This window comes from Zeimonas sediminis, from assembly GCF_023721795.1.
Lineage (GTDB): Bacteria > Pseudomonadota > Gammaproteobacteria > Burkholderiales > Burkholderiaceae_E > Zeimonas > Zeimonas sediminis.
Map to the genome: position 1 here is coordinate 228,443 of NZ_JAMQYE010000001.1, position 20,612 is coordinate 249,054.

Sequence of the window (20,612 nt, forward strand, 5' to 3'; positions counted from 1 at the left end):
GATGGCCGACGTGCTGAACCATCTGTCGAACAACCTTCCGCGACGCAAGTTCGACGCGGTCATCGTCGGCGCCGGCGGCGCCGGCATGCGCTGCTCGCTGCAGCTGGCCGAGGCCGGCTACAGCGTGGCGGTGCTGTCCAAGGTCTTCCCGACCCGCTCGCACACGGTGGCCGCGCAGGGCGGCATCGGCGCTTCGCTCGGCAACATGAGCGAGGACAACTGGTACTGGCACATGTTCGACACCGTCAAGGGGTCGGACTACCTCGGCGACCAGGACGCCATCGAGTTCATGTGCCGCGAGGCGCCGAAGGTCGTCTACGAGCTCGAGCACTTCGGCATGCCGTTCGACCGCAATCCCGACGGCACGATCTACCAGCGCCCGTTCGGCGGCCACACCGCCAACTTCGGCGAAAAGCCGGTGCAGCGCGCCTGCGCGGCGGCCGACCGGACCGGCCACGCGCTGCTGCACACGCTGTACCAGCGCAACGTGCGCGCCCGCACCCAGTTCTTCGTCGAGTGGATGGCGCTCGACCTGATCCGGGACAGCGAGGGCGACTGCGTCGGCGTGATCGCGCTCGAGATGGAGACCGGCCAGGTGATGATCCTCGAGGCCAAGGTCACGGTGCTGGCCACCGGCGGCGCCGGCCGGATCTGGCAGGCCTCGACCAACGCCTTCATCAACACCGGCGACGGCATGGGCATGGCTGCGCGCGCCGGCATCCCGCTCGAGGACATGGAGTTCTGGCAGTTCCACCCGACCGGCGTGGCCGGCGCGGGCGTGCTGATCACCGAGGGCGTGCGCGGCGAGGGCGGCATCCTGCTGAACAAGCACGGCGAGCGCTTCATGGAGCGCTACGCGCCCACGCTGAAGGACCTGGCGCCGCGCGACTTCGTGTCGCGCTCGATGGACCAGGAGATCAAGGAAGGCCGCGGCGCCGGCCCCGACGGCGACTACGTGCTGCTCAAGCTCGATCACCTCGGCGCCGAGACGATCATGAAGCGGCTGCCGTCGATCCGCGAGATCGCGATCAAGTTCGCCAACGTCGACCCGATCAAGGACCCGATCCCGGTCGTGCCGACCATCCACTACCAGATGGGCGGCATCCCGACCAACTACCACGGCCAGGTCGTGGTCCCGAAGGACGGCAACCCCAATTCGGTCGTGGGCGGCCTGTACGCGATCGGCGAGTGCGCCTGCGTGTCGGTGCACGGCGCGAACCGGCTGGGCACGAACTCGCTGCTCGACCTGCTGGTGTTCGGCCGCGCGGCCGGCAACCACATCGTCTCGTCCAGGCTCAAGGACGGCGCCCAGAAGCCGCTGCCCAGCGACGCCGGCGACAACGCGCTGGCCCGCCTGGCCAGGCTGGACGGCTCGAAGTCCGGCGAGAACGCGCAGGACGTCGCCAACGACATCCGCCGCACGATGCAGGCCCACTGCGGCGTGTTCCGAACAAGCGAGCTGCTCGAGCAGGGCGTGCAGAAGATCCTCGAGATCGAGGCCCGCTGCAACGACATCCACGTAAAGGACAAGTCGCAGGTCTTCAACACGGCGCGCGTCGAGGCGCTCGAGGTCGCGAACCTGATCGAGACCGCCAAGGCCACGATCGTGTCGGCCGAGGCCCGCAAGGAGAGCCGCGGCGCCCACGCGCATCGCGACTTCCCCGAGCGCGACGACGCCACCTGGATCAAGCACACGCTGTGGTTCTCGGAAGGCAACCGGCTCGAGTACAAGCCGGTCACGATGAAGCCCCTCACCGTGGAAACCTTCCAGCCGAAGGCGCGCACCTTCTGACGCGCGCCCGCACGAGCCCAGCCAACAGACACACCGAACGAGCGCAGGAGCAGCGATGAGCGCAGTGGTCGAATCCCCGGTCAGCGTGACCCCGTCGGGCGCGCAGGCCAAACGCGTGGTGAAGTTCTCGATCTATCGCTACGATCCCGACAAGGACGCCAAGCCCTACATGCAGGACCTCGAGGTCGAGCTCCTGCCCACCGACAAGATGCTGCTCGACGCGCTGATGCGCATCAAGCAGTCCGCCGACGATTCGATCGCGTTCCGCCGCTCCTGCCGCGAGGGCGTGTGCGGCTCCGACGCGATGAACATCAACGGCAAGAATGGCCTGGCCTGCATCACCAACCTTCGCGACCTGAAGGAGCCGATCGTCCTCAAGCCGCTGCCCGGGCTGCCGGTCATCCGCGACCTGATCGTCGACATGACCCAGTTCTTCAAGCAGTACCACTCGATCCGCCCCTACCTGATCAACGACACGCCGCCGCCCGAGAAGGAGCGGCTGCAGTCGCCCGAGGAGCGCGAGGAGCTCGACGGCCTGTACGAGTGCATCCTGTGCGCCTGCTGCAGCACCTCGTGCCCGTCGTTCTGGTGGAACCCCGACAAGTTCGTGGGGCCCGCCGGCCTGCTGCAGGCCTACCGCTTCATCGCCGACAGCCGCGACCAGGCCACGAGCGAGCGCCTCGACGACCTCGAGGACCCGTACCGGCTGTTCCGCTGCCACACGATCATGAACTGCGTCGACGTCTGCCCGAAGGGCCTGAACCCGACGCGCGCGATCGGCAAGATCAAGGAACTGATGGTCAGGCGCACCGTCTGATGGCGGGCAGCCACCAGGCGGACGACGCGCGGCGCCGGCGCCTTCGCTGGCGCTCGCGCCGCGGCCTGCTCGAGAACGACCTGGTCTTCGAGCGCTTCTTCGACCGGTACGAGGAATCGCTGACCGACGACGACGTGGCGGGCCTGGACGAGCTGCTGGGCCTGACCGACAACGAACTGCTTGACCTGATTCTGGGACGGACCGAGCCCGGTCAGGACGCCTCGCCCCAGGCCAGGCGGGTCCTCGGGATGCTGCGCGAGGTCTGAGCGCGCTGCCCCCGGGGCGAAACGATCAACATTGAGAGGAAGAGTCCGATGACCTCGCAGCAAAAAGCCACGCTCTCGTTCACCGACGGCACGCCCTCGGTCGAGTTCCCGGTCTACAAGGGCACGATGGGGCCCGACGTCGTCGACATCCGCAAGCTCTACGGCCAGACCGGGAAGTTCACCTTCGACCCGGGCTTCATGTCGACCGCCGCCTGCGAGTCGAAGATCACCTACATCGACGGCGACAAGGGCGAGCTGCTGTACCGCGGCTACCCGATCGAGCAGCTCGCGCAGCACTGCGACTACCTCGAGATCTGCTACCTGCTGCTGAACGGCGAGCTGCCCAACGAGGAGCAGCGCCGCGACTTCGACTACCGGGTCACGCACCACACGATGGTGCACGAGCAGATGACCCGCTTCTTCGCCGGCTTCCGCCGCGACGCGCACCCGATGGCGGTGCTGGTCGGCTGCGTGGGCGCCCTGTCGGCGTTCTACCACGACTCGCTCGACATCAACGACCCCGAGCACCGTTTCGTGTCGGCGATCCGGCTGATCGCCAAGATGCCGACGCTGACCGCGATGGCCTACAAGTACAACGTCGGCCAGCCGTTCATGTACCCGCGCAACGACCTGTCGTACTCGGCGAACTTCCTGCGCATGATGTTCGGCACGCCCTGCGACGACTACAAGCCGAACGACGTGCTGGTGCGCGCGCTCGACCGCATCCTGATCCTGCACGCCGACCACGAGCAGAACGCCTCGACCTCCACGGTGCGGCTGGCCGGCTCGTCGGGCGCCAATCCGTTCGCCTGCATCGCGGCGGGCATCGCCACGCTCTGGGGCCCGGCCCACGGCGGCGCGAACGAGGCCTGCCTGATCATGCTCAACGAGATCCAGAAGCAGGGCGGCGTCGAGAAGATCGGCGACTTCATCGACAAGGTGAAGGACAAGAATTCCGGCGTGAAGCTGATGGGCTTCGGCCACCGGGTCTACAAGAACTACGACCCGCGCGCCAAGCTGATGCGCGAGACCTGCCACGAAGTGCTGGGCGAGCTCGGCCTGCACGACGACCCGCTCTTCGCGCTCGCGATGAAGCTCGAGCAGATCGCGCTGGAAGACGACTACTTCGTGCAGCGCAAGCTGTACCCGAACGTCGACTTCTACTCGGGCATCGTCCAGAAGGCGATGGGCATCCCGACCAGCATGTTCACCTGCATCTTCGCGCTGGCCCGCACCGTGGGCTGGATCGCGCAGTGGGGCGAGATGATCGCCGATCCCGACCAGAAGATCGGCCGGCCGCGCCAGCTGTTCACCGGCAAGACCCCGCGCGAGGTGCTGCCGATCGACAAGCGCTGAGCTGGCGGCGGGCGGGGGCCGGGCGGGAACGCGCAGGCCGGGCCCGCAAGGCTCGGGAGGGCGGCTTCGGCCGCCCTTTTTCGTTCCCGCCCTCCCGCGATGGACAGGCGGGCGCTCCGGCGTCACACTGCCCGCTCGGGGTTTCCCCGGGCGGCTGTCGGAGGCGACGATGCGCGTGTTCCTGACCGGAGGCACGGGATTCATCGGCGAGGCGCTGGTTCGGGCGATCGAGCGGCGCGGCTGGACGCTCGACGCACTGGTGCGCAGGCCCGAGGCGCCGCAGGCGCGCTGGATCGCGTCCCGGGGCGGCAGGCTGGTGCCCGGCGACATAAACGACGCCGCTTCGATGCGCGAGGCGATGCGCGAGGCGCAGCTCGTGGTCCACAATGCGGGCCTCTACGAATACGGCGCCGACCGGGCGCTGCGCGAGCGCCTGCAGCGGGTCAACGTCGACGGCACCGACACCGTTCTGGGCCTGGCGCACGAGCTCGGCGTGCCGCGCGCGCTCTACGTGTCTAGCACTGTCACCACCGGCGACACCGGCGCGCAGCCCCGCGACGAGTCCTGGCAGCGCCAGCGCCCCCCGGCGACCGCCTACGAGCGAAGCAAGACTGAGGCGCACCGGGTCGCGCGGCGTTGGGCCGACCGGGGGCTGCCGCTGGTGATCGCCCGCCCGAACGCGGTCGTCGGCGTCAACGACCATTCGGTCCTCGGCTACCTGCTCCGGCTCTACCTGCTCGGGATGCTGCTGCCGATCGGCTGGTCGCCGGCCACCGTGTTCGCCCATGTGCAGGTCGACGCGCTGGCCGAAGGGATGCTGCTCGCGGCCGAGAAGGGCGGGGTGGGCGAGGAGTACCTGTTCAGCGGCGACCCGGTCACGAACAGGCAGATGCTCGGATTCTGGGCCGCCCATCCGGGCCGATTCCTGCCGCGACTGTGGCTGCCCCCGGCCGTGGTGAAGCCGATGTTCGCCCCGATGGAGCCGCTCCTCAGGCTGGCCGGGCTGCCGGCCTTCCTGTCCCGCGAAACCGTCGCCGTCGGCGCGATGAACCTGAACTACGACAGCGGCAAGGCCCGCCGGGAGCTCGGCTGGCGGCACCCGGCCCCCGAACCGATGTGGCGGGAGATCGTCGAGGGCGAGCGGGCCCTGCTCGATGCGCGGCGCCACCAGGGCCTGCGCGCGAGGCTGATGCCCGTGGCGACGAGGCCCGACGACGCGCTTCCGGCCGATGCGAGCACCGGCCAGGCCACGGCCGCCGGGCAAGCGTCCGGCCGGCCGGATCAGCGGACGCTGGAGTAGGGCGTCGGCTTCAGGAACATGTTGGTGATGTGCCCGACGATCGGGCCATCGGCCTCGCTGGCGGCCTTGGCGGCGAGCCACTCGGGGTCGCTCGCGAACGCGCTCCACTTGCGCTCGCACTCGGCCATGCTCTCCCACTCGAGCAGGTAGTACAGGTCGTTGTTGCTTTCGCCGACCTGCACGGTCCAGAAGCCGGCCTGGCGGATGCCGTGCTTTTCCCAGAGCTTCAGCGTGACCGTTTCGAAGCGCTTGTGCAGGTTGGGCAGGCGGCCGGGCAGGCAGTGGTAGATGCGGAGTTCGTGGATCATTTCGAGGATGGGAGGGGAAGGGGAAGTCATCGAAGCGACGCGTTGATGCGGTCGAGCATGGCCGAACCGGGGCACAGCGTCCTTTCGTCGAGCAGGTTCATCGGCGTGGCCGGCGTGCCGAGGCGCTGGTGCAGGTCGCCGGCGTCGGGGTCGACGAACAGCAGCCCGGTGACGATCTCGCCGCGGGCCTGGTGCTGCATCACGTGGTTCATCGCGCCGATCCGGTCGCGCGGGTCGAAGTCGTCGGCGAGCTTGCGCAGGCGCAGGACGGAGCCATCGTGTTGCGGCACGTCGACGACCTCGCCGGCCGCGTACTCGGCGGTGATCTCGCTGCGCCGGGGCATGAAGTCGATGCGGTTGACCGCCTCGTTGTGCTCGCGAACGTAGTCGTAGCTGCGGGTGCTGCCGGCGTGGTTGTTGAAGGCCACGCAGGGACTGATCACGTCGATGAAGGCGGCGCCGCCGTGGGCGAGCGCGCCCTTGATCAGGGGCACCAGCTGCGCCTTGTCGCCGGAGAAGCCGCGCGCCACGTAGGTCGCGCCGAGCTGCAGCGCGAGCGGCACCAGATCGATCGCCGAGTCGGTGTTGACCGCGCCGCGCTTGGACTTCGAGCCCTGGTCGGCGGTGGCCGAGAACTGGCCCTTGGTCAGGCCGTAGACGCCGTTGTTCTCGACGATGTAGGTCATGTTCACGCCGCGGCGCATCAGGTGCGCGAACTGCCCGAGCCCGATCGAGGCGGAGTCGCCGTCGCCCGACACGCCCAGGTAGATCAGCTCCCGGTTGGCCAGCGCGGCGCCGGTGAGCACCGACGGCATGCGGCCGTGAACCGTGTTGAAGCCGTGCGAGTTGCCGAGGAAGTAGTCCGGGGTCTTGGACGAGCAGCCGATGCCCGACAGCTTGGCCACCCGGTGGGGCTCGACGTCGAGCTCCCAGCAGGCCTGGATGATGGCCGCCGAGATCGAGTCGTGACCGCATCCGGCGCAAAGCGTGGAGATCTTGCCTTCGTAGTCGCGCCTGGTGTAGCCGAGCCGGTTGGTCGGCAGCGTGGGGTGGTGCAGGGCGGGTTTCGCGAGATAGGTCATGGTCAGGCCACCTTGCCGCGCTTGATCGGTTCGACGTTGGCCCCGCTCATCCGGTCGGCGATCGCGTCGGTGATGAAGCGGGCGGTGATCGGCGTGCCGTCGAAGTGGAGGATCGGAACCAGCCTGGCGGGGTCGATGCCCAGCTCGTTGACCAGCATCGAGCGCATCTGGGCATCGCGGTTCTGCTCGACGACGAACACGGTCTGGTGGGCTGCGATGAACCTGCCGACCTCGTCGCCGAACGGGAACGCGCGGATCCGCAGCGTGTCGAGCTGCAGGTCGCGCGCGGCGAGCGCTTCGTGCGCCTCGGCCATCGCCGGGGCGGTCGAGCCGAAGTGGATCACGCCGAAGCGGGCGGGCTTGTCCGCTTTCTTTTCGATCGCGGCCGGCACCAGCTTCTTAGCGGTGTCGAGCTTCTTCAGCAGCCGCTGCACGTTGTAGACGTAGTCGGGCCCGGCCTCGGAATAGCGCGCGTAGGCATCCTTGGTGGTGCCGCGGGTGAAGTAGCCGCCCTTGGTGGGATGCGTGCCGGGCAGCGTGCGGAACGGGATGCCGTCGCCGTCCACGTCCAGGTAGCGGCCGAAGTCGCGGCCGGCATCGAGCATGTCGGCGGTCATCAGCTTGCCGCGGTCGTACTTGCGGGAGTCGTCCCACTTCAGTGGCGCGCACAGCCGCTGGTTCATCCCGATGTCGAGGTCGGTCATCAGGAAGACCGGCGTCTGCAGCCGGTCGGCCAGGTCCAGTGCCTGCGCGGCGAACTCGAAGCACTCGTGCGGGTCCTCGGGGATCAGCAGCACGTGCTTCGTGTCGCCGTGCGAGGCGTAGGCGCAGGCGATCAGGTCGGCCTGCTGCGTGCGCGTGGGCATGCCGGTGGAGGGGCCGCCCCGCTGCACGTCGATGATGACCGCCGGGATCTCGGCGAAGTAGGCCAGGCCGATGAACTCGGTCATCAGCGAGATGCCGGGGCCGGACGTGGCGGTGAAGGCGCGCGCCCCGTTCCAGCCCGCGCCGACGACCATGCCGATCGAGGCGAGCTCGTCCTCGGCCTGGACGATCGCGAAGCGGTTCTCGCCGCTCTCCTTGTCGACGCGCAGCCTGGAGCAGAACTTCTGGAAGGCCTCGGCAACCGACGACGAGGGCGTTATCGGGTACCACGCGCAGACCGTCGCGCCGCCGTACACGCAGCCGAGCGCCGCAGCGGCGTTGCCTTCCATGAAGATGCGGTCGCCGACGTTGGCCGCGCGCCTCACCTTGAGGCCCGTCGCGTCGTCGAGGTGCTCGGTCGCGTAGTGGAAACCCTTGCGGAAGGCGTCGAGGTTGGGCGTGAGGAGCTTCTCCTTGCCCTTGTACTGCTCGCCGACCAGCTGCGCGATCGCCTCGGGGTCGATGCCCAGCAGCGCGGCCAGCACGCCCACGTACATGATGTTCTTGAGCAGCTGCCGCTCGCGCGGGTCGGAGTAGGCCGCGTTGCACATCTGGGTGAGCGGCACGCCGATCGGGTGGACGTCGGTGCGGAACTTGCCCGGCGGCAGCGGCTTCGTGCTGTCGTACAGCAGATAGCCGCCCGGATCGATCTCGGCCAGGTCGCGGTCCCAGGTCTGCGGGTTCATCGCGACCATCAGGTCGACGCCGCCGCGCCGGCCCAGCCAGCCCTTCTCGGTGACGCGCACCTCGTACCAGGTCGGCAGGCCCTGGATGTTGGACGGGAAGATGTTGCGCGGGCTGACCGGCACCCCCATGCGCAGGAAGCTGCGGGCGAACAGCTCGTTGGCCGAGGCGGACCCCGACCCGTTGACGTTGGCGAACTTGACGACGAAGTCGTTGACGGCCTCGATCCGCTTCATCAGGCAGCCTTCCTTTGCGGGGGCCGGCAGGCAGGGCCGGCGTGGGTCATCGAGATCAGGGTCTTCTGCATGTCCCAGGCGCCGGTCGGACAGCGTTCGGCGCACAGCCCGCAGTGCAGGCAGACGTCCTCGTCCTTGACCATGACGCGGCCGGTCTTCAGGCCGTCCTGCACGTAGAGCGCCTGCTCGAGGTTCGAGGCCGGCGCGCGCAGCCGCTGCCGGAGCCCGGCCTCGTCGCCGTCGGCGGTGAACGTGATGCAGTCCATCGGGCAGATGTCGACGCAGGCGTCGCACTCGATGCACTGCGGCGCGCTGAACACGGTCTGCACGTCGCAGTTCAGGCAGCGCTGGGCCTCGCGGATCGCGGTCTTGGCGTCGAAGCCGAGCTCGACCTCGACGCGGATGTCGCGCAGCGCCTGGTTGACGTCGCGCCAGGGCACGCGGTGGCGCGCCTCGAGCGAGACGTCGTTGTCGTAGCTCCACTCGTGGATGCCCATCTTCTGGGACATCGTCTCGACCGCGGGAAGGGGGCGGTCCTCGACCGGCTCGCCGTTCAGCATGCGGTCGATCGAGACGGCGGCCTCGTGGCCGTGCGCGACCGCCCAGATGATGTTCTTGGGCCCGAGCGCGGCGTCGCCGCCGAAGAAGACCTGCGGCAGCGTGGAGCGCAGCGTGACCGGGTCGAGCTTCGGCATGCCCCAGTCGTCGAACTCGATGCCGATGTCGCGCTCGATCCAGGGGAAGGCGTTCTCCTGGCCGACGGCGACCAGCACCTCGTCGCACTCGAGGTGCACGTCGGGCTCGCCCGACGGCACCAGCTTGCGGCGGCCGCGCTCGTCGTACTCGGCGCGCACCTTCTCGAAGACCATGCCGGTCAGCTTGCCCGACTCGTGCAGGAAGGCCTTGGGCACCAGCCAGTTCAGGATCGGGATGCCTTCGTGCATCGCGTCTTCCTTCTCCCACGGCGATGCCTTCATCTCGTCGAAGCCGGAGCGCACGACGACCTTGACGTCCTCGCCGCCGAGCCGGCGCGCGGTGCGGCAGCAGTCCATCGCGGTGTTGCCGCCGCCCAGCACCAGCACGCGCTTTCCGACCGAGGTGGTGTGGCCGAACGAGACCGACGCGAGCCATTCGATGCCGACGCGGATCTTCGCCGCGGCTTCGCTGCGGCCGGGGATGTCGAGGTCGCGCCCGCGCGGTGCGCCGCAGCCGACGAACACCGCGTCGAAGCCTTCGGCCAGCAGCGCCTTCATCGAGTCGATCCGCTGACCCGCGCGGAAGTCGACGCCCAGGCCGAGGATGTAGCCGGTCTCCTCGTCGATGACCTCCTCGGGGAGGCGGAAGCGGGGGATCTGTGTGCGGATCATGCCGCCCGCCCGGTGGCCTTCGTCGAAGACGGTGACCCGGTAGCCGATCGCCGCCAGGTCGCGGGCCACGGTCAGCGAGGCCGGGCCGCCGCCGATGCAGGCGACGCGCGGCGCGTCGGGCCGCTGCGGCGGGCGGGGCAGCCGGTGCCGGATGTCGTCCTTCAGGTCGGCCGCGACGCGCTTGAGCCTGCAGATCGCGACCGGCTCGGGGCGCTCGGCCTGGCGCTCCTCGACCCGGCCGCGTCGGCAGGCCGGTTCGCAGGGACGGTCGCAGGTTCGTCCGAGGATGCCGGGGAAGACGTTGGAGCGCCAGTTCACCATGTAGGCGTCGCTGTGGCGACCGGCGGCGATCAGGCGGATGTATTCGGGGACGGGGGTGTGGGCCGGGCAGGCCCACTGACAGTCGACTACCTTGTGGAAGTAGTCGGGGTTGCGGATGTCGGTGGCCTGCAACGGTCTCCTCCTGCCGTGCCTGGGGCGACGGGCACCCGGAATGGAGCCCGCCCCGGCCGGCGCATGCTTTCGGGCCAGTCTACCCCGCTGCCTTCGGCCGGAAAAGCGCGCCGGTGCCGTTTGTCGGCAATTTCGTTGCGCCGGCGTGATTTTGTGCGCTGCGATTTGCCGTGACCGGGTTGCGCGGTGCAGACTGGACGATCCTTGCACCTTCGCGGAGATCCGCCATGTTCAGGAACGTCGTTTCACGCACCCTGTCCACCGCGCTCGTCGTGACGATCCTCGGCACCACGATGCCGGCACCGGCATCGGCCCGGATGATCGGCTCGGACGAGACGCTGACTTCGGCCCAGGTCGACGCCGACCGAGCCACGGTCGGTGCGTGGCTGGCCCGCCAGGAGGTGCGCGACGAACTTCTCGCGATGGGGGTCAGCCCGGCCGAGGTGGAAGCGCGCGTGGCCGCGCTCGGCGACGACGAGATCCGCGAACTGGCCGGCAAGGTCGGCACGGCCCCGGCCGGCAGCGGGGTGGTCGGCGCGCTGTTCGCGGTGTTCGTCATCCTGCTGGTCACCGACATCCTGGGCCTGACCAAGGTCTTCCCGTTCACCCGCTCGGTGCGTTGAGCCGGCGGGCGCTGCTCGGCGCGCTGGCCGTCGCGCCGCTCGCGCTCGCGGGTTGCGCGGCGCCGCAGGCGAGCCGGCTGCGCGACGGGATCTCGGGCGGGCAAGGCGAGGCTGCCGGCCTTCCGGCTCGCGCGCGGCTGGACGGAATCCCTTTCTTCGCGCAGCGCGACTGGGAGTGCGGGCCGGCGGCGCTCGCGATGGCGATGCAGCCCGCCGGCGTGCGCGTGTCGCCCGAGGCGCTGGTGCCCGAGGTCTGGGTGCCGGCCAGGCGCGGCAGCCTGCAGCCCGAGATGCTCGCTGCGCCGCGCCGCCGCGGCCTGCTGACGGTGCGGATCGGCAGCCGGCTCGCCGATCCGTTGCGGGCGGTCGCCGGCGGCCTGCCGGTCGTCGTGTTCCAGAACCTCGGCCTGTCCGCGGCACCGGTCTGGCACTACGCTGTCCTGATCGGCTACGACCTCGATAGCGAGAAGGTCGTCCTGCATACCGGCGTCGACGAGGCCTCCGAGCAGTCGATCCATCCGTTCGAGCGGACCTGGGTGCGCGGCGGCGCCTGGGCGATGACAGCGTCGCTGCCCGCCCGCCTGCCGGACGGTGCCGACGAGTCGTCGGTGGCGCGCGGGATGGCCTCGCTCGAGCGGGTCGATGCCGCCGCCGCCTTGCGCGGATGGCCGGCGGTGCTGGCGCGCTGGCCGGACAACCGGACTGCCGCGCTGGGGCTGGGCAACGCGGCGTGGGCGAGCGGCGATCGCGCCGCGGCGCTCGCCGCCTGGCAGCGGGCGGTGCGCCGCCACCCGGACTTCGCCGACGCCTGGAACAACCTCGCGCATGCGCTGGGCGAGGCCGGGGAGCGTGGCGCAGCGATCGAGGCAGCGCGAAAGGCGATCGAGCTCGGCGGCCCCCGCGCTGCCGCCTATCGGGAGACGCTCGAGCGCCTGTCGCGCTGAGCCTTCCGGGAGCTGGGCCGGCCGGAGGCGAGCCCCTCGGCGCGCGCGGCCGAGGCATCCGGGCAACAGGATCCGGGCGAAGTGCCGACAATCCGGCGTAACGACCCGGGGGCAAGTGCCGGTACGCCGCACCCAGGTGTTAACATTTGAAGATTCGCCAAAGCTGCCTTATGTCCTGATCCCCCTCCATCAGCTCAGCAATGTCTCGAGTCCTGCCACCGGAAGCCGGTGAGGATTCGCCGGCGTCGTCCTTTCGCGGCGGCCGGGCATCTTTGACGAGAAACTCGTTCAACAAGGTGAAGCACCATGATGAAAGCCTTCCGGTCGAACTCGTACCTGTTCGGCGGCAATGCTCCATATGTCGAAGAGCTCTACGAGAGCTACCTGAACAACCCGGGCTCGGTGCCCGACGCCTGGCGCGCCTGGTTCGACAGCCTGCAGATGGTGCCGGCGGCCGACGGCAAGCCTGAAACCCGCGACGTCGCGCACGCCCCGATCGTCCAGTCCTTCGCCGAGCGCGCCCGCGAGGGCACGCTGCAGCCGCGCGTGATGGGCGGCGACGCCGCCACCGCCCGCAAGCAGGTCTTCGTCCAGCAGCTTGTGGCCGCCTATCGCAACGTCGGTTCGCGCTGGGCCGACCTGGATCCCCTGAAGCGCCAGGAGCGCCCGCCGATCCCCGAGCTCGAGCCGGCCTTCTACGACTTCACCGAAGGCGACCACGCCAACATCTACTCGGCGGCGAACACCTATTTCGGCTTCGACAACGCGCCGCTGCGCGACATCCTGCAGGCGCTGCGCGACACCTACTGCGGCTCGATCGGCGCCGAGTTCATGTACATCAGCGACCAGGCCCAGAAGCGCTGGTGGCAGGAGCGCCTCGAGTCGACGCGCGCCCGGCCGAACTACTCGCCCGAGAAGAAGAAGCGCATCCTCGAGCGGCTGACCGCCGCCGAAGGCCTCGAGCGCTACCTGCACACCAAGTTCGTCGGCCAGAAGCGCTTTTCGCTCGAGGGCGGCGAGACCTTCATCGCCGCGATGGACGAGCTGATCCAGCGGGCCGGCGAGGCCGGCATCCAGGAGATCGTGATCGGCATGGCCCACCGCGGCCGCCTGAACGTGCTGGTGAACACGCTGGGCAAGATGCCCAAGGACCTGTTCGCCGAGTTCGAGGGGCACCACGCCGACGACCTGCCCAGCGGCGACGTCAAGTACCACAAGGGCTTCTCGAGCGACGTCTCCACCCCGGGCGGCCCGGTCCACCTGTCGCTGGCCTTCAACCCGTCCCACCTGGAGATCGTCAACCCGGTGGTCGAGGGCTCTGCCAAGGCGCGGATGGTCCGGCGCAACGACCGCAACGGCGACCAGGTGCTGCCGGTGCTCGTGCACGGGGACGCGGCCTTCGCCGGGCAGGGCGTCGTCATGGAGACGCTGAACCTGGCGCAGACCCGCGGCTACGGCACGCGCGGCACGGTGCACATCGTCATCAACAACCAGATCGGCTTCACCACCTCGGATCCGCGCGACACCCGCTCGACGATCTACTGCACCGACGTGGTCAAGATGATCGAGGCGCCGGTGCTGCACGTGAACGGCGACGATCCCGAGGCCGTCGTCTACGCGACCCAGCTGGCGCTGGAGTTCCGCCAGCAGTTCCGCAAGGACGTGGTCGTCGACATCGTCTGCTTCCGCAAGCTCGGCCACAACGAGCAGGACACGCCGGCGGTCACGCAGCCGATGATGTACAAGAAGATCGCGGCGCACCCGGGCACCCGGAAGCTGTACGCGGAGCGCCTGGCCGCGCAGAACGTGATCGCCGAGGACGAAGGCGACCGCTTCGTCGCCGACTACCGCAAGGCGATGGACGAGGGCAAGCACACGGTGGACCCGGTCATCACGAACTTCAAGAGCAAGTTCGCGGTCGACTGGCTGCCCTTCCTGAACCGCAAGTGGACCGATTCGGCCGACACCGCGGTGCCGCTGGCCGAGCTGCAGCGCCTGGGCGAGCGCATCACGACGCTGCCGGCCGACCTGAAGCTGCACCCGCTGGTCGAGAAGGTGGTCAACGACCGCCGCGCGATGGCCCGCGGCGAGATGCCGCTCGACTGGGGCATGGGCGAGCACCTGGCCTTCGCGACGCTGTGCGCGGCGGGTTACGGCGTGCGCCTGTCGGGCCAGGATTCGGGCCGCGGCACCTTCACGCACCGGCACGCGGTGCTGCACGACCAGAACCGCGAGAAGTGGGATGCGGGCGCGTACATCCCGCTGCAGTTCGTCTCGGAGAACCAGGGCAACTTCATCGTCATCGACTCGGTGCTTTCCGAGGAGGCGGTGCTCGGCTTCGAGTACGGCTACGCGTCGTCCGATCCGAACACGCTGGTGATCTGGGAGGGGCAGTTCGGCGACTTCGTCAACGGCGCGCAGGTCGTCATCGACCAGTTCATCTCTTCGGGCGAGACCAAGTGGGGCCGGGCCAACGGCCTGGTCATGATGCTGCCGCACGGCTACGAAGGCCAGGGGCCGGAGCACTCGTCGGCGCGTCCCGAGCGCTTCCTGCAGCTGTGCGCCGAGCACAACATGCAGGTGTGCCAGCCGACCACCCCCTCGCAGATCTTCCACCTGTTGCGCAGGCAGATGATCCGGATGTTCCGCAAGCCGCTGATCATCCTCACGCCGAAGTCGCTGCTGCGCCACAAGGAAGCCGTTTCCTCGCTGGACGAGTTCGCCAGGGGCGAGTTCCGGACGGTGCTGGCCGAGCCGGACGCGGCGATCGACCCGAAGAAGGTGCGCCGGGTCATCGTGAGCACCGGCCGCGTGCACTACGACCTGGTTGCGGGCCGGCGCGAGCGCGAGCGCGACGACGTCGCGCTGCTGCGGATCGAGCAGCTGTACCCGTTCCCGCACAAGGCGCTCGAGGCCGAGCTCAGGAAGTACCCGAACGCGACGCAGGTGGTCTGGTGCCAGGACGAGCCGCAGAACCAGGGCGCCTGGTTCTACGTCCAGCATCACCTGTCCGACGCGCTGAAGGAGGGCCAGAAGCTCGGCTACGCCGGGCGCGCGCCCTCGGCCTCGCCGGCGGTCGGCTACTACGACAAGCACTACGCGCAGCAGAAGGAACTGATCGCCGCCGCATTCGGCGACAGCAAGTCCCGCTCGCGCAAGGCCGCCTGACCGCAGGCCCGGCCCCATCCTCCCGATACACGAATTCTCCGCTGGAGACCCAGGAAAAATGGCCCTCATCGAAGTCAAGGTCCCGCAGCTGTCCGAATCGGTCGCCGAGGCGACGCTGCTGCAGTGGCACAAGAAAGTCGGCGAAGCGGTGGCTCGCGACGAGAACCTGATCGACATCGAGACCGACAAGGTCGTGCTCGAGCTGCCCGCGCCCGATGCCGGCGTGATCTCCCAGATCGTCAAGGGCGACGGCAGCACCGTCGTGGCCGGCGAAGTGATCGCGGTCATCGACACCGAGGCGAAGGCCGGCGCGGTGGCCGCGCCTGCCGCTGCCCCGGCGGCGGCTCCGGCGCCTGCCGCAGCCGCGCCGGCCGCGGCGCCGGCTGCACCCGCCGCCGCGGCAGGTGGCGCGAAGGCCGGCGTGGCGATGCCCGCCGCCGCCAAGCTGATGGCCGAGGCCGGCCTGTCGCCGGCCCAGGTGCCCGGCACCGGCCGCGACGGCCGCATCACCAAGGGCGACGTGCTGGCCGCTGCCGCCGCGCCCGCCGCCGCGCCGGCGCCGGCGATCCCGACCGGCGTGCCGACCAGCAGCCTGCCCGAGGTCAAGCCGCCGGTCGACCTGGCGAGCATGCTCGAGGGGCGCCCCGAGCAGCGCGTGCCGATGTCGCGGCTGCGCCAGCGCGTGGCCGAGCGGCTGCTGCAGTCGCAGGCGACCAACGCGATCCTGACGACCTTCAACGAGGTCAACATGCAGCCGGTCATGGACCTGCGCAAGAAATACCAGGACCGCTTCGAGAAGGAGCACGGCACCCGGCTCGGCTTCATGTCCTTCTTCGTGAAGGCGGCCGTGCACGCGCTGAAGAAGTTCCCGGTGGTCAACGCGTCTGTCGACGGCACCGACATCGTCTACCACGGCTACTTCGACATCGGCGTGGCGGTGGGCTCGCCGCGCGGCCTGGTCGTGCCGGTCGTGCGCAACGCCGACCAGTTGAACTTCGCGCAGATCGAGAAGCAGATCGCCGAGTACGGCAAGCGCGCGCAGGACGGCAAGCTCGGCCTCGAGGACCTCACCGGCGGCACCTTCTCGATCAGCAACGGCGGCGTGTTCGGCTCGATGCTCTCCACGCCGATCATCAACCCGCCGCAGTCTGCCATCCTGGGCATCCACGCGACCAAGGAGCGGCCGGTCGTCGAGAACGGCCAGATCGTGATCCGCCCGATCAACTACCTGGCGCTGTCCTACGATCACCGGATCATCGACGGCCGGGAGGCGGTGCTCTTCCTCGTCGCGATCAAGGAGGCGCTCGAGGACCCGTCGCGCCTTCTCCTCGACCTGTAAGGAGAGCGCGACATGTCCCAGAATTTCGACGTCGTCGTCATCGGCGCCGGCTCCAGCGGCTACATCGCCGCGGTCCGCGCGGCCCAGCTCGGCTTTCGCGTCGCTTGCGTCGAGAAGTGGCGCAACCCGAACGGCGAGTACGCGCTCGGCGGCACCTGCCTGAACGTCGGATGCATCCCGTCCAAGGCGCTGCTGGCCTCTAGCGAGGAGTACGAGAAGGCCGCCGGCCATCTCGACGAGCACGGCATCTCGGTCTCGAGCGTGAAGATCGACGTGCCGAAGATGATCGCCCGCAAGGACTCGATCGTCTCGAAGATGACCAAGGGCATCGAGTTCCTGTTCCGCAAGAACAAGATCACCTGGCTCAAGGGCCATGCCCGCTTCGTGTCCGGCGAGGGCGCGTCGATCCGCCTCGAGGTCATCGAGGACGGCGAGGCGCTGCTCGTCGAGGCCGCGAACGTGATCATCGCCACCGGCTCGAAGCCGCGGCACCTGCCCGGCATCCCGGTCGACAACAAGCTGATCTGCGACAACGAGGGCGCGCTCGCGATGACCGAGGTGCCCAAGCGGCTCGGCGTCATCGGCGCCGGCGTGATCGGCCTGGAACTCGGCTCGGTCTGGCGCAGGCTCGGCGCCGAGGTCACGATCCTCGAGGCTCTTCCGACCTTCCTGGCCGCCACCGACGTCGCGGTCCAGAAGGAGGCGGCCAAGCTGTTCGCCAAGCAGGGCCTGAAGATCGAGCTCGGCGTGAAGATCGGCGAGGTCGTGACCGGCAAGAAGGGCGTCAAGGTCGCCTGGACGGACGCCAAGGGCGGGGCGCAGGCGCTGGAGTGCGACCGGCTGATCGTTTCGGTCGGGCGGGTGCCGCACACCGAGGGGCTGGGCCTGGAAACCATCGGCCTGGCCACCGACGAGCGCGGCTTCATCCCGGTCGACGGGCACTGCCGCACCGCCTTGCCCAACGTCTACGCGATCGGCGACGTGGTCCGCGGCCCGATGCTCGCCCACAAGGGCGAGGACGAGGGCGTGATGGTCGCCGAGCTGATCGCCGGCCAGAAGCCGCACATCGACTACGACAAGATCCCCTGGGTCATCTACACCTCGCCCGAGATCGCCTGGGTCGGCAAGACCGAGCAGCAGCTCAAGGAAGAGGGGCGCGCGATCAAGACCGGCCAGTTCCCGTTCGCGATCAACGGCCGCGCGCTGGGCATCGGCTCGCCCGAAGGCTTCGTCAAGGTGATCGCCGATGCCGCGACCGACGAGGTGCTCGGCGTGCACGTGGTCGCGTCGTCGGCCTCGGACCTGATCGCCGAGGCGACGATGGCGATGGAGTTCAAGGCCTCGGCCGAGGACATCGGCCGGATCTGCCACGCGCACCCGTCGCTGGCCGAGGTGATGCGCGAGGCGGCCCTGGCGGCTTCCGACAAGCGCGCGCTGAACATGTGACGATGGGCGTCGTCCAGACCTGGCGCGCGGAGCTGGCGCGGCGAGGCTACCAGGCCGACGCCGCGCAGCTCGCGGCGATCGAGCGGCTGCAGCGGATGCACGACGAACTGGTCGTGTTCAAGGCGAAGCGCTCGACCCGGCTCAAGCGGCTGATCAACCGGCCCGCGGTGCCGCGCGGCGTCTGGATGTACGGCGGGGTGGGGCGCGGCAAGAGCTTCCTGATGGACTGCTTCTACGAGGCGGTCCCGGTGGTGCGCAAGACCCGGCTGCACTTCCACGAGTTCATGCGCGGGGTGCACCGCGAGCTCGAGGAGCTGAAGGGCACGGCCGACCCGCTCGACGCGGTCGCCGAGCGCGTGGCCAGGCGCTACCGGCTGATCTGCTTCGACGAGTTCCACGTGTCGGACATCGCCGACGCGATGATCCTCGAGCGGCTGATGCGGGGCCTGTTCGCGCACGGGGTCACCTTCGTGATGACCTCGAACTACCACCCCGACGCGCTGTATCCCGAGGGCCTGCACCGCGACCGGGTGCTGCCGGCGATCGCGCTGATCCGCGAGCACGTCGACGTGGTCAACGTCGACGCCGGGGTCGACTACCGCCGGCGCTCGATGGCGCAGGTCCAGGCCTATCACTGGCCGGACGACGCGGCCGCCCGCGCGGCGCTCGAGCAGGCCTTCGTCGCGGTGGCCGAGGCCCACGACGAGAACCCGCAGATGCTGATCGAGAACCGCGAGCTGCGCGCGCTCAGGCGGGCCGGCGGCGCGGTCTGGTTCGACTTCGACACGCTTTGCGGCGGCCCGCGCTCGCAGAACGACTACCTGGAACTGGCCAGCCTGTTCCACACGGTGATCCTGTCCGGCGTGCCGAAGATGGGCGCGAACATGGCCTCGCAGGCGCGCCGCTTCGTGTGGCTGGTCGACGTGCTCTACGACCGTCGCGTGAAGCTGATCGTGTCGGCCGCCTGCCCGCCGGAGCAGCTCTATACCGAGGGCTCGTTCGCCAACGAGTTCCACCGCACGGTGAGCCGGCTGGTCGAGATGCAGTCGCGCGAGTACCTCGAGGCGCCGCGGCGCGAGGAAGGCGCCGCGCTGGGCGCGGCGGGCTGACGATGGTCGCGGTGCCGTCCACCGAACGGATCGCCGCGCTGGTGTCCGAGCTGTCCTGCGGGCTGGTCGAGCGCGACGAGCCCGCCCGCCTGCTGCTGCTGGCGGCCTTCGCCGGCGAGCACATGCTGCTGGTCGGGCCGCCCGGAACCGCCAAGAGCGAGCTCGCGCGCCGCCTGCACCGGGTGGTCGGCGGCCGCTGGTTCGAGCGCCTGCTCACCCGCTTCACCGTGCCCGAGGAGGTCTTCGGGCCGATGTCGCTGGCCGCGCTCGACGAGGGGCGCTACGAGCGCGACGTGTCCGGCTACCTGCCGGACGCGTCGGTCGCCTTCCTCGACGAGGTGTTCCGGGCGAACTCCGCGATCCTGAACGCGCTGCTCGCGCTGCTGAACGAGCGGGTCTTCGACCAGGGCTCCCAGCGGATCGCCACGCCGCTGGTCGCGCTGGTCGGGGCCACCAACGAGATACCGGACGACGAGGCGCTGCGGGCCTTCCTCGACCGCTTCCTGGTCCGCTGCTTCGTCGAGCCGGTCGGCGACGAGGCCTTCGGCGAGCTGCTCGGGGCGGGCGCCGGCGCGGACGCGCCGGACGCATCGCCGTCGCCGCCGCGACTCGATGCAGGGGAGCTGCAGGCGGCCCGGCGCGAGGCCGCCGGCGTCGCGCTTCCGCCGCCCGTCGTCGCCACGCTCGGGGCGCTGCGCAGGCAGGCTCGCGACTGGAACCTGCCGGTGTCGGACCGGCGCTGGGTGCGCGCCGCGCAGCTGCTGCGGGTCGCGGCCGCGACCGCAGGGCGCGACGAGGTGGGCCTCGACGACCTGCTGCTGCTCAAGTACGTGTTGCCCGAGCGGGCGGACCAGGTCGAGCAGGTCGAGCAGTGGCTGCTCGCTCGCCTGGGCGCCGACGCGCCGCTCGAGCCGGTGCGGGCGGCGCGGATCGTCGAGGCCTTCGAGAAGCAGATCGAGCTGGAGCAGGGCGCCACCGAGCTGGCCTTCGACGATTCCGGCAAGCTCTCCCTGGTGCAGAAGGTCGGCGGCGCCGAGGCCGAGACGATGTCCGGCGCCGCGCCGCGTCTCTCCGCCTTCAGCCGGCGCAAGCGCTACGGTGCGACCCACATCCGCGCGCGCATCGCGCAGATCGACGCGGCGCTCGCCGACTTCGACGCTTTCGCAGGGCAGGCCGCCGGCCACCGCGACAGGGTCGCGGCGCGACTGGGCCGGCATCCCTGGCTCACGCCGGCCTTCGTGGCGCGCATCGGGCAGGTGCTGGCGGCCAATGCCGCCACGGTCGCCGGCCTGCGCGAGCGGCTCGCCGGCATCCGCGCGGCCTTCGCCGCGCTGCCGCTGGCCGACGACGACGACGGCCGTGCGCCCGCGCCGGTGGCAGTCGGCAGCTGAGCAGGGC

The 20,612-nt window shown here is 69.8% G+C and carries 16 protein-coding genes; 12 read left to right on the forward strand and 4 right to left on the reverse strand.

Going from position 1 to position 20,612, the window contains the following annotated elements:
- The first annotated feature begins 1 nt into the window (after position 1).
- From sdhA to M6I34_RS01110, 5 genes are all read left to right on the forward strand, one after another.
- Entirely contained in the window at positions 2 to 1,792 is a 1,791-nt protein-coding gene (gene sdhA / locus M6I34_RS01090; protein WP_272483873.1) for a succinate dehydrogenase flavoprotein subunit, read from the forward strand.
- Between the two features lie 55 nt (positions 1,793 to 1,847).
- Positions 1,848 to 2,609: a succinate dehydrogenase iron-sulfur subunit gene (locus tag M6I34_RS01095; protein ID WP_272483874.1), complete on the forward strand. Its 762-nt coding sequence runs from the start codon at positions 1,848 to 1,850 to the stop codon at positions 2,607 to 2,609.
- On the forward strand, positions 2,609 to 2,875 hold the full coding sequence (locus M6I34_RS01100; protein ID WP_272483875.1) for a succinate dehydrogenase assembly factor 2: 267 nt from the start codon (positions 2,609 to 2,611) through the stop codon (positions 2,873 to 2,875). Before M6I34_RS01095 ends, M6I34_RS01100 begins: the two co-directional genes overlap by 1 nt.
- A gap of 48 nt (positions 2,876 to 2,923) precedes the next feature.
- On the forward strand, positions 2,924 to 4,231 hold the full coding sequence (gltA, locus tag M6I34_RS01105) for a citrate synthase (RefSeq protein WP_272483876.1): 1,308 nt from the start codon (positions 2,924 to 2,926) through the stop codon (positions 4,229 to 4,231).
- 169 nt (positions 4,232 to 4,400) lie between these two features.
- The gene (locus tag M6I34_RS01110; protein WP_272483877.1) at positions 4,401 to 5,531 is read left to right on the forward strand and encodes an NAD-dependent epimerase/dehydratase family protein; all 1,131 of its coding nucleotides are present in this window, start codon (positions 4,401 to 4,403) and stop codon (positions 5,529 to 5,531) included.
- On the opposite strand, the gene M6I34_RS01115 is transcribed toward M6I34_RS01110, so the two are convergent.
- From M6I34_RS01115 to M6I34_RS01130, 4 genes are read right to left on the reverse strand one after another with little or no spacing between them, the layout of a single operon-like run.
- On the reverse strand, positions 5,513 to 5,839 hold the full coding sequence (locus M6I34_RS01115) for an NIPSNAP family protein (protein WP_272483878.1): 327 nt from the start codon (positions 5,837 to 5,839) through the stop codon (positions 5,513 to 5,515). The two genes, M6I34_RS01110 and M6I34_RS01115, sit on opposite strands and share 19 nt — an antisense overlap.
- Before the next feature lie 26 nt (positions 5,840 to 5,865).
- Positions 5,866 to 6,921: a 2-oxoacid:ferredoxin oxidoreductase subunit beta gene (locus tag M6I34_RS01120; RefSeq protein WP_272483879.1), complete on the reverse strand. Its 1,056-nt coding sequence runs from the start codon at positions 6,919 to 6,921 to the stop codon at positions 5,866 to 5,868.
- 2 nt (positions 6,922 to 6,923) lie between these two features.
- Positions 6,924 to 8,765 (reverse strand): 2-oxoacid:acceptor oxidoreductase subunit alpha, encoded by a 1,842-nt coding sequence (locus M6I34_RS01125; RefSeq protein ID WP_272483880.1) that lies wholly within the window; start codon positions 8,763 to 8,765, stop codon positions 6,924 to 6,926.
- Positions 8,765 to 10,585 carry an FAD-dependent oxidoreductase gene (locus M6I34_RS01130; RefSeq protein WP_272483881.1) on the reverse strand — a complete coding sequence of 607 codons (1,821 nt, stop codon included), beginning with the start codon at positions 10,583 to 10,585 and terminating at the stop codon, positions 8,765 to 8,767. The genes M6I34_RS01125 and M6I34_RS01130 overlap by 1 nt, the downstream gene beginning before the upstream one ends.
- 227 nt (positions 10,586 to 10,812) lie before the next feature.
- On the opposite strand from M6I34_RS01130, the gene M6I34_RS01135 reads away from it, so the two are divergent.
- The 7 genes from M6I34_RS01135 (at position 10,813) to M6I34_RS01165 (ending at position 20,605) form a co-directional block, all read left to right on the forward strand.
- Entirely contained in the window at positions 10,813 to 11,208 is a 396-nt protein-coding gene (locus M6I34_RS01135) for a PA2779 family protein (RefSeq protein WP_272483882.1), read from the forward strand.
- Complete coding sequence (locus M6I34_RS01140) at positions 11,205 to 12,152, forward strand: PA2778 family cysteine peptidase (protein WP_272483883.1); 948 nt, start codon at positions 11,205 to 11,207, stop codon at positions 12,150 to 12,152. Before M6I34_RS01135 ends, M6I34_RS01140 begins: the two co-directional genes overlap by 4 nt.
- 306 nt (positions 12,153 to 12,458) lie before the next feature.
- Positions 12,459 to 15,320, forward strand: a complete 2,862-nt coding sequence (locus M6I34_RS01145; protein WP_272483884.1) for a 2-oxoglutarate dehydrogenase E1 component — start codon at positions 12,459 to 12,461, stop codon at positions 15,318 to 15,320.
- A gap of 58 nt (positions 15,321 to 15,378) precedes the next feature.
- Complete coding sequence (odhB, locus tag M6I34_RS01150) at positions 15,379 to 16,659, forward strand: 2-oxoglutarate dehydrogenase complex dihydrolipoyllysine-residue succinyltransferase (RefSeq protein WP_272483885.1); 1,281 nt, start codon at positions 15,379 to 15,381, stop codon at positions 16,657 to 16,659.
- Positions 16,660 to 16,671: 12 nt separating this feature from the next.
- Positions 16,672 to 18,105 (forward strand): dihydrolipoyl dehydrogenase, encoded by a 1,434-nt coding sequence (lpdA, locus tag M6I34_RS01155; protein ID WP_272483886.1) that lies wholly within the window; start codon positions 16,672 to 16,674, stop codon positions 18,103 to 18,105.
- A 2-nt stretch (positions 18,106 to 18,107) separates the two neighbouring features.
- The gene (gene zapE, locus M6I34_RS01160; RefSeq protein WP_272483887.1) at positions 18,108 to 19,214 is read left to right on the forward strand and encodes a cell division protein ZapE; all 1,107 of its coding nucleotides are present in this window, start codon (positions 18,108 to 18,110) and stop codon (positions 19,212 to 19,214) included.
- Positions 19,215 to 19,216: 2 nt separating this feature from the next.
- Positions 19,217 to 20,605, forward strand: a complete 1,389-nt coding sequence (locus tag M6I34_RS01165) for an AAA family ATPase (protein ID WP_272483888.1) — start codon at positions 19,217 to 19,219, stop codon at positions 20,603 to 20,605.
- Positions 20,606 to 20,612 lie beyond the last annotated feature (7 nt).

Bases quoted from the DNA above. Each gene is read 5' to 3' on its own strand.
- M6I34_RS01145 (WP_272483884.1), top strand. From the start codon at position 12,459: ATGATGAAAGCCTTCCGGTCGAACTCGTACCTGTTCGGCGGCAATGCT.
- M6I34_RS01115 (WP_272483878.1), bottom strand. From the start codon at position 5,839: ATGATCCACGAACTCCGCATCTACCACTGCCTGCCCGGCCGCCTGCCC.
- odhB (WP_272483885.1), top strand. From the start codon at position 15,379: ATGGCCCTCATCGAAGTCAAGGTCCCGCAGCTGTCCGAATCGGTCGCC.
- M6I34_RS01120 (WP_272483879.1), bottom strand. From the start codon at position 6,921: ATGACCTATCTCGCGAAACCCGCCCTGCACCACCCCACGCTGCCGACC.
- M6I34_RS01095 (WP_272483874.1), top strand. From the start codon at position 1,848: ATGAGCGCAGTGGTCGAATCCCCGGTCAGCGTGACCCCGTCGGGCGCG.
- sdhA (WP_272483873.1), top strand. From the start codon at position 2: ATGGCCGACGTGCTGAACCATCTGTCGAACAACCTTCCGCGACGCAAG.
- zapE (WP_272483887.1), top strand. From the start codon at position 18,108: ATGGGCGTCGTCCAGACCTGGCGCGCGGAGCTGGCGCGGCGAGGCTAC.
- gltA (WP_272483876.1), top strand. From the start codon at position 2,924: ATGACCTCGCAGCAAAAAGCCACGCTCTCGTTCACCGACGGCACGCCC.
- M6I34_RS01165 (WP_272483888.1), top strand. From the start codon at position 19,217: ATGGTCGCGGTGCCGTCCACCGAACGGATCGCCGCGCTGGTGTCCGAG.
- M6I34_RS01125 (WP_272483880.1), bottom strand. From the start codon at position 8,765: ATGAAGCGGATCGAGGCCGTCAACGACTTCGTCGTCAAGTTCGCCAAC.
- M6I34_RS01110 (WP_272483877.1), top strand. From the start codon at position 4,401: ATGCGCGTGTTCCTGACCGGAGGCACGGGATTCATCGGCGAGGCGCTG.
- lpdA (WP_272483886.1), top strand. From the start codon at position 16,672: ATGTCCCAGAATTTCGACGTCGTCGTCATCGGCGCCGGCTCCAGCGGC.
- M6I34_RS01100 (WP_272483875.1), top strand. From the start codon at position 2,609: ATGGCGGGCAGCCACCAGGCGGACGACGCGCGGCGCCGGCGCCTTCGC.
- M6I34_RS01135 (WP_272483882.1), top strand. From the start codon at position 10,813: ATGTTCAGGAACGTCGTTTCACGCACCCTGTCCACCGCGCTCGTCGTG.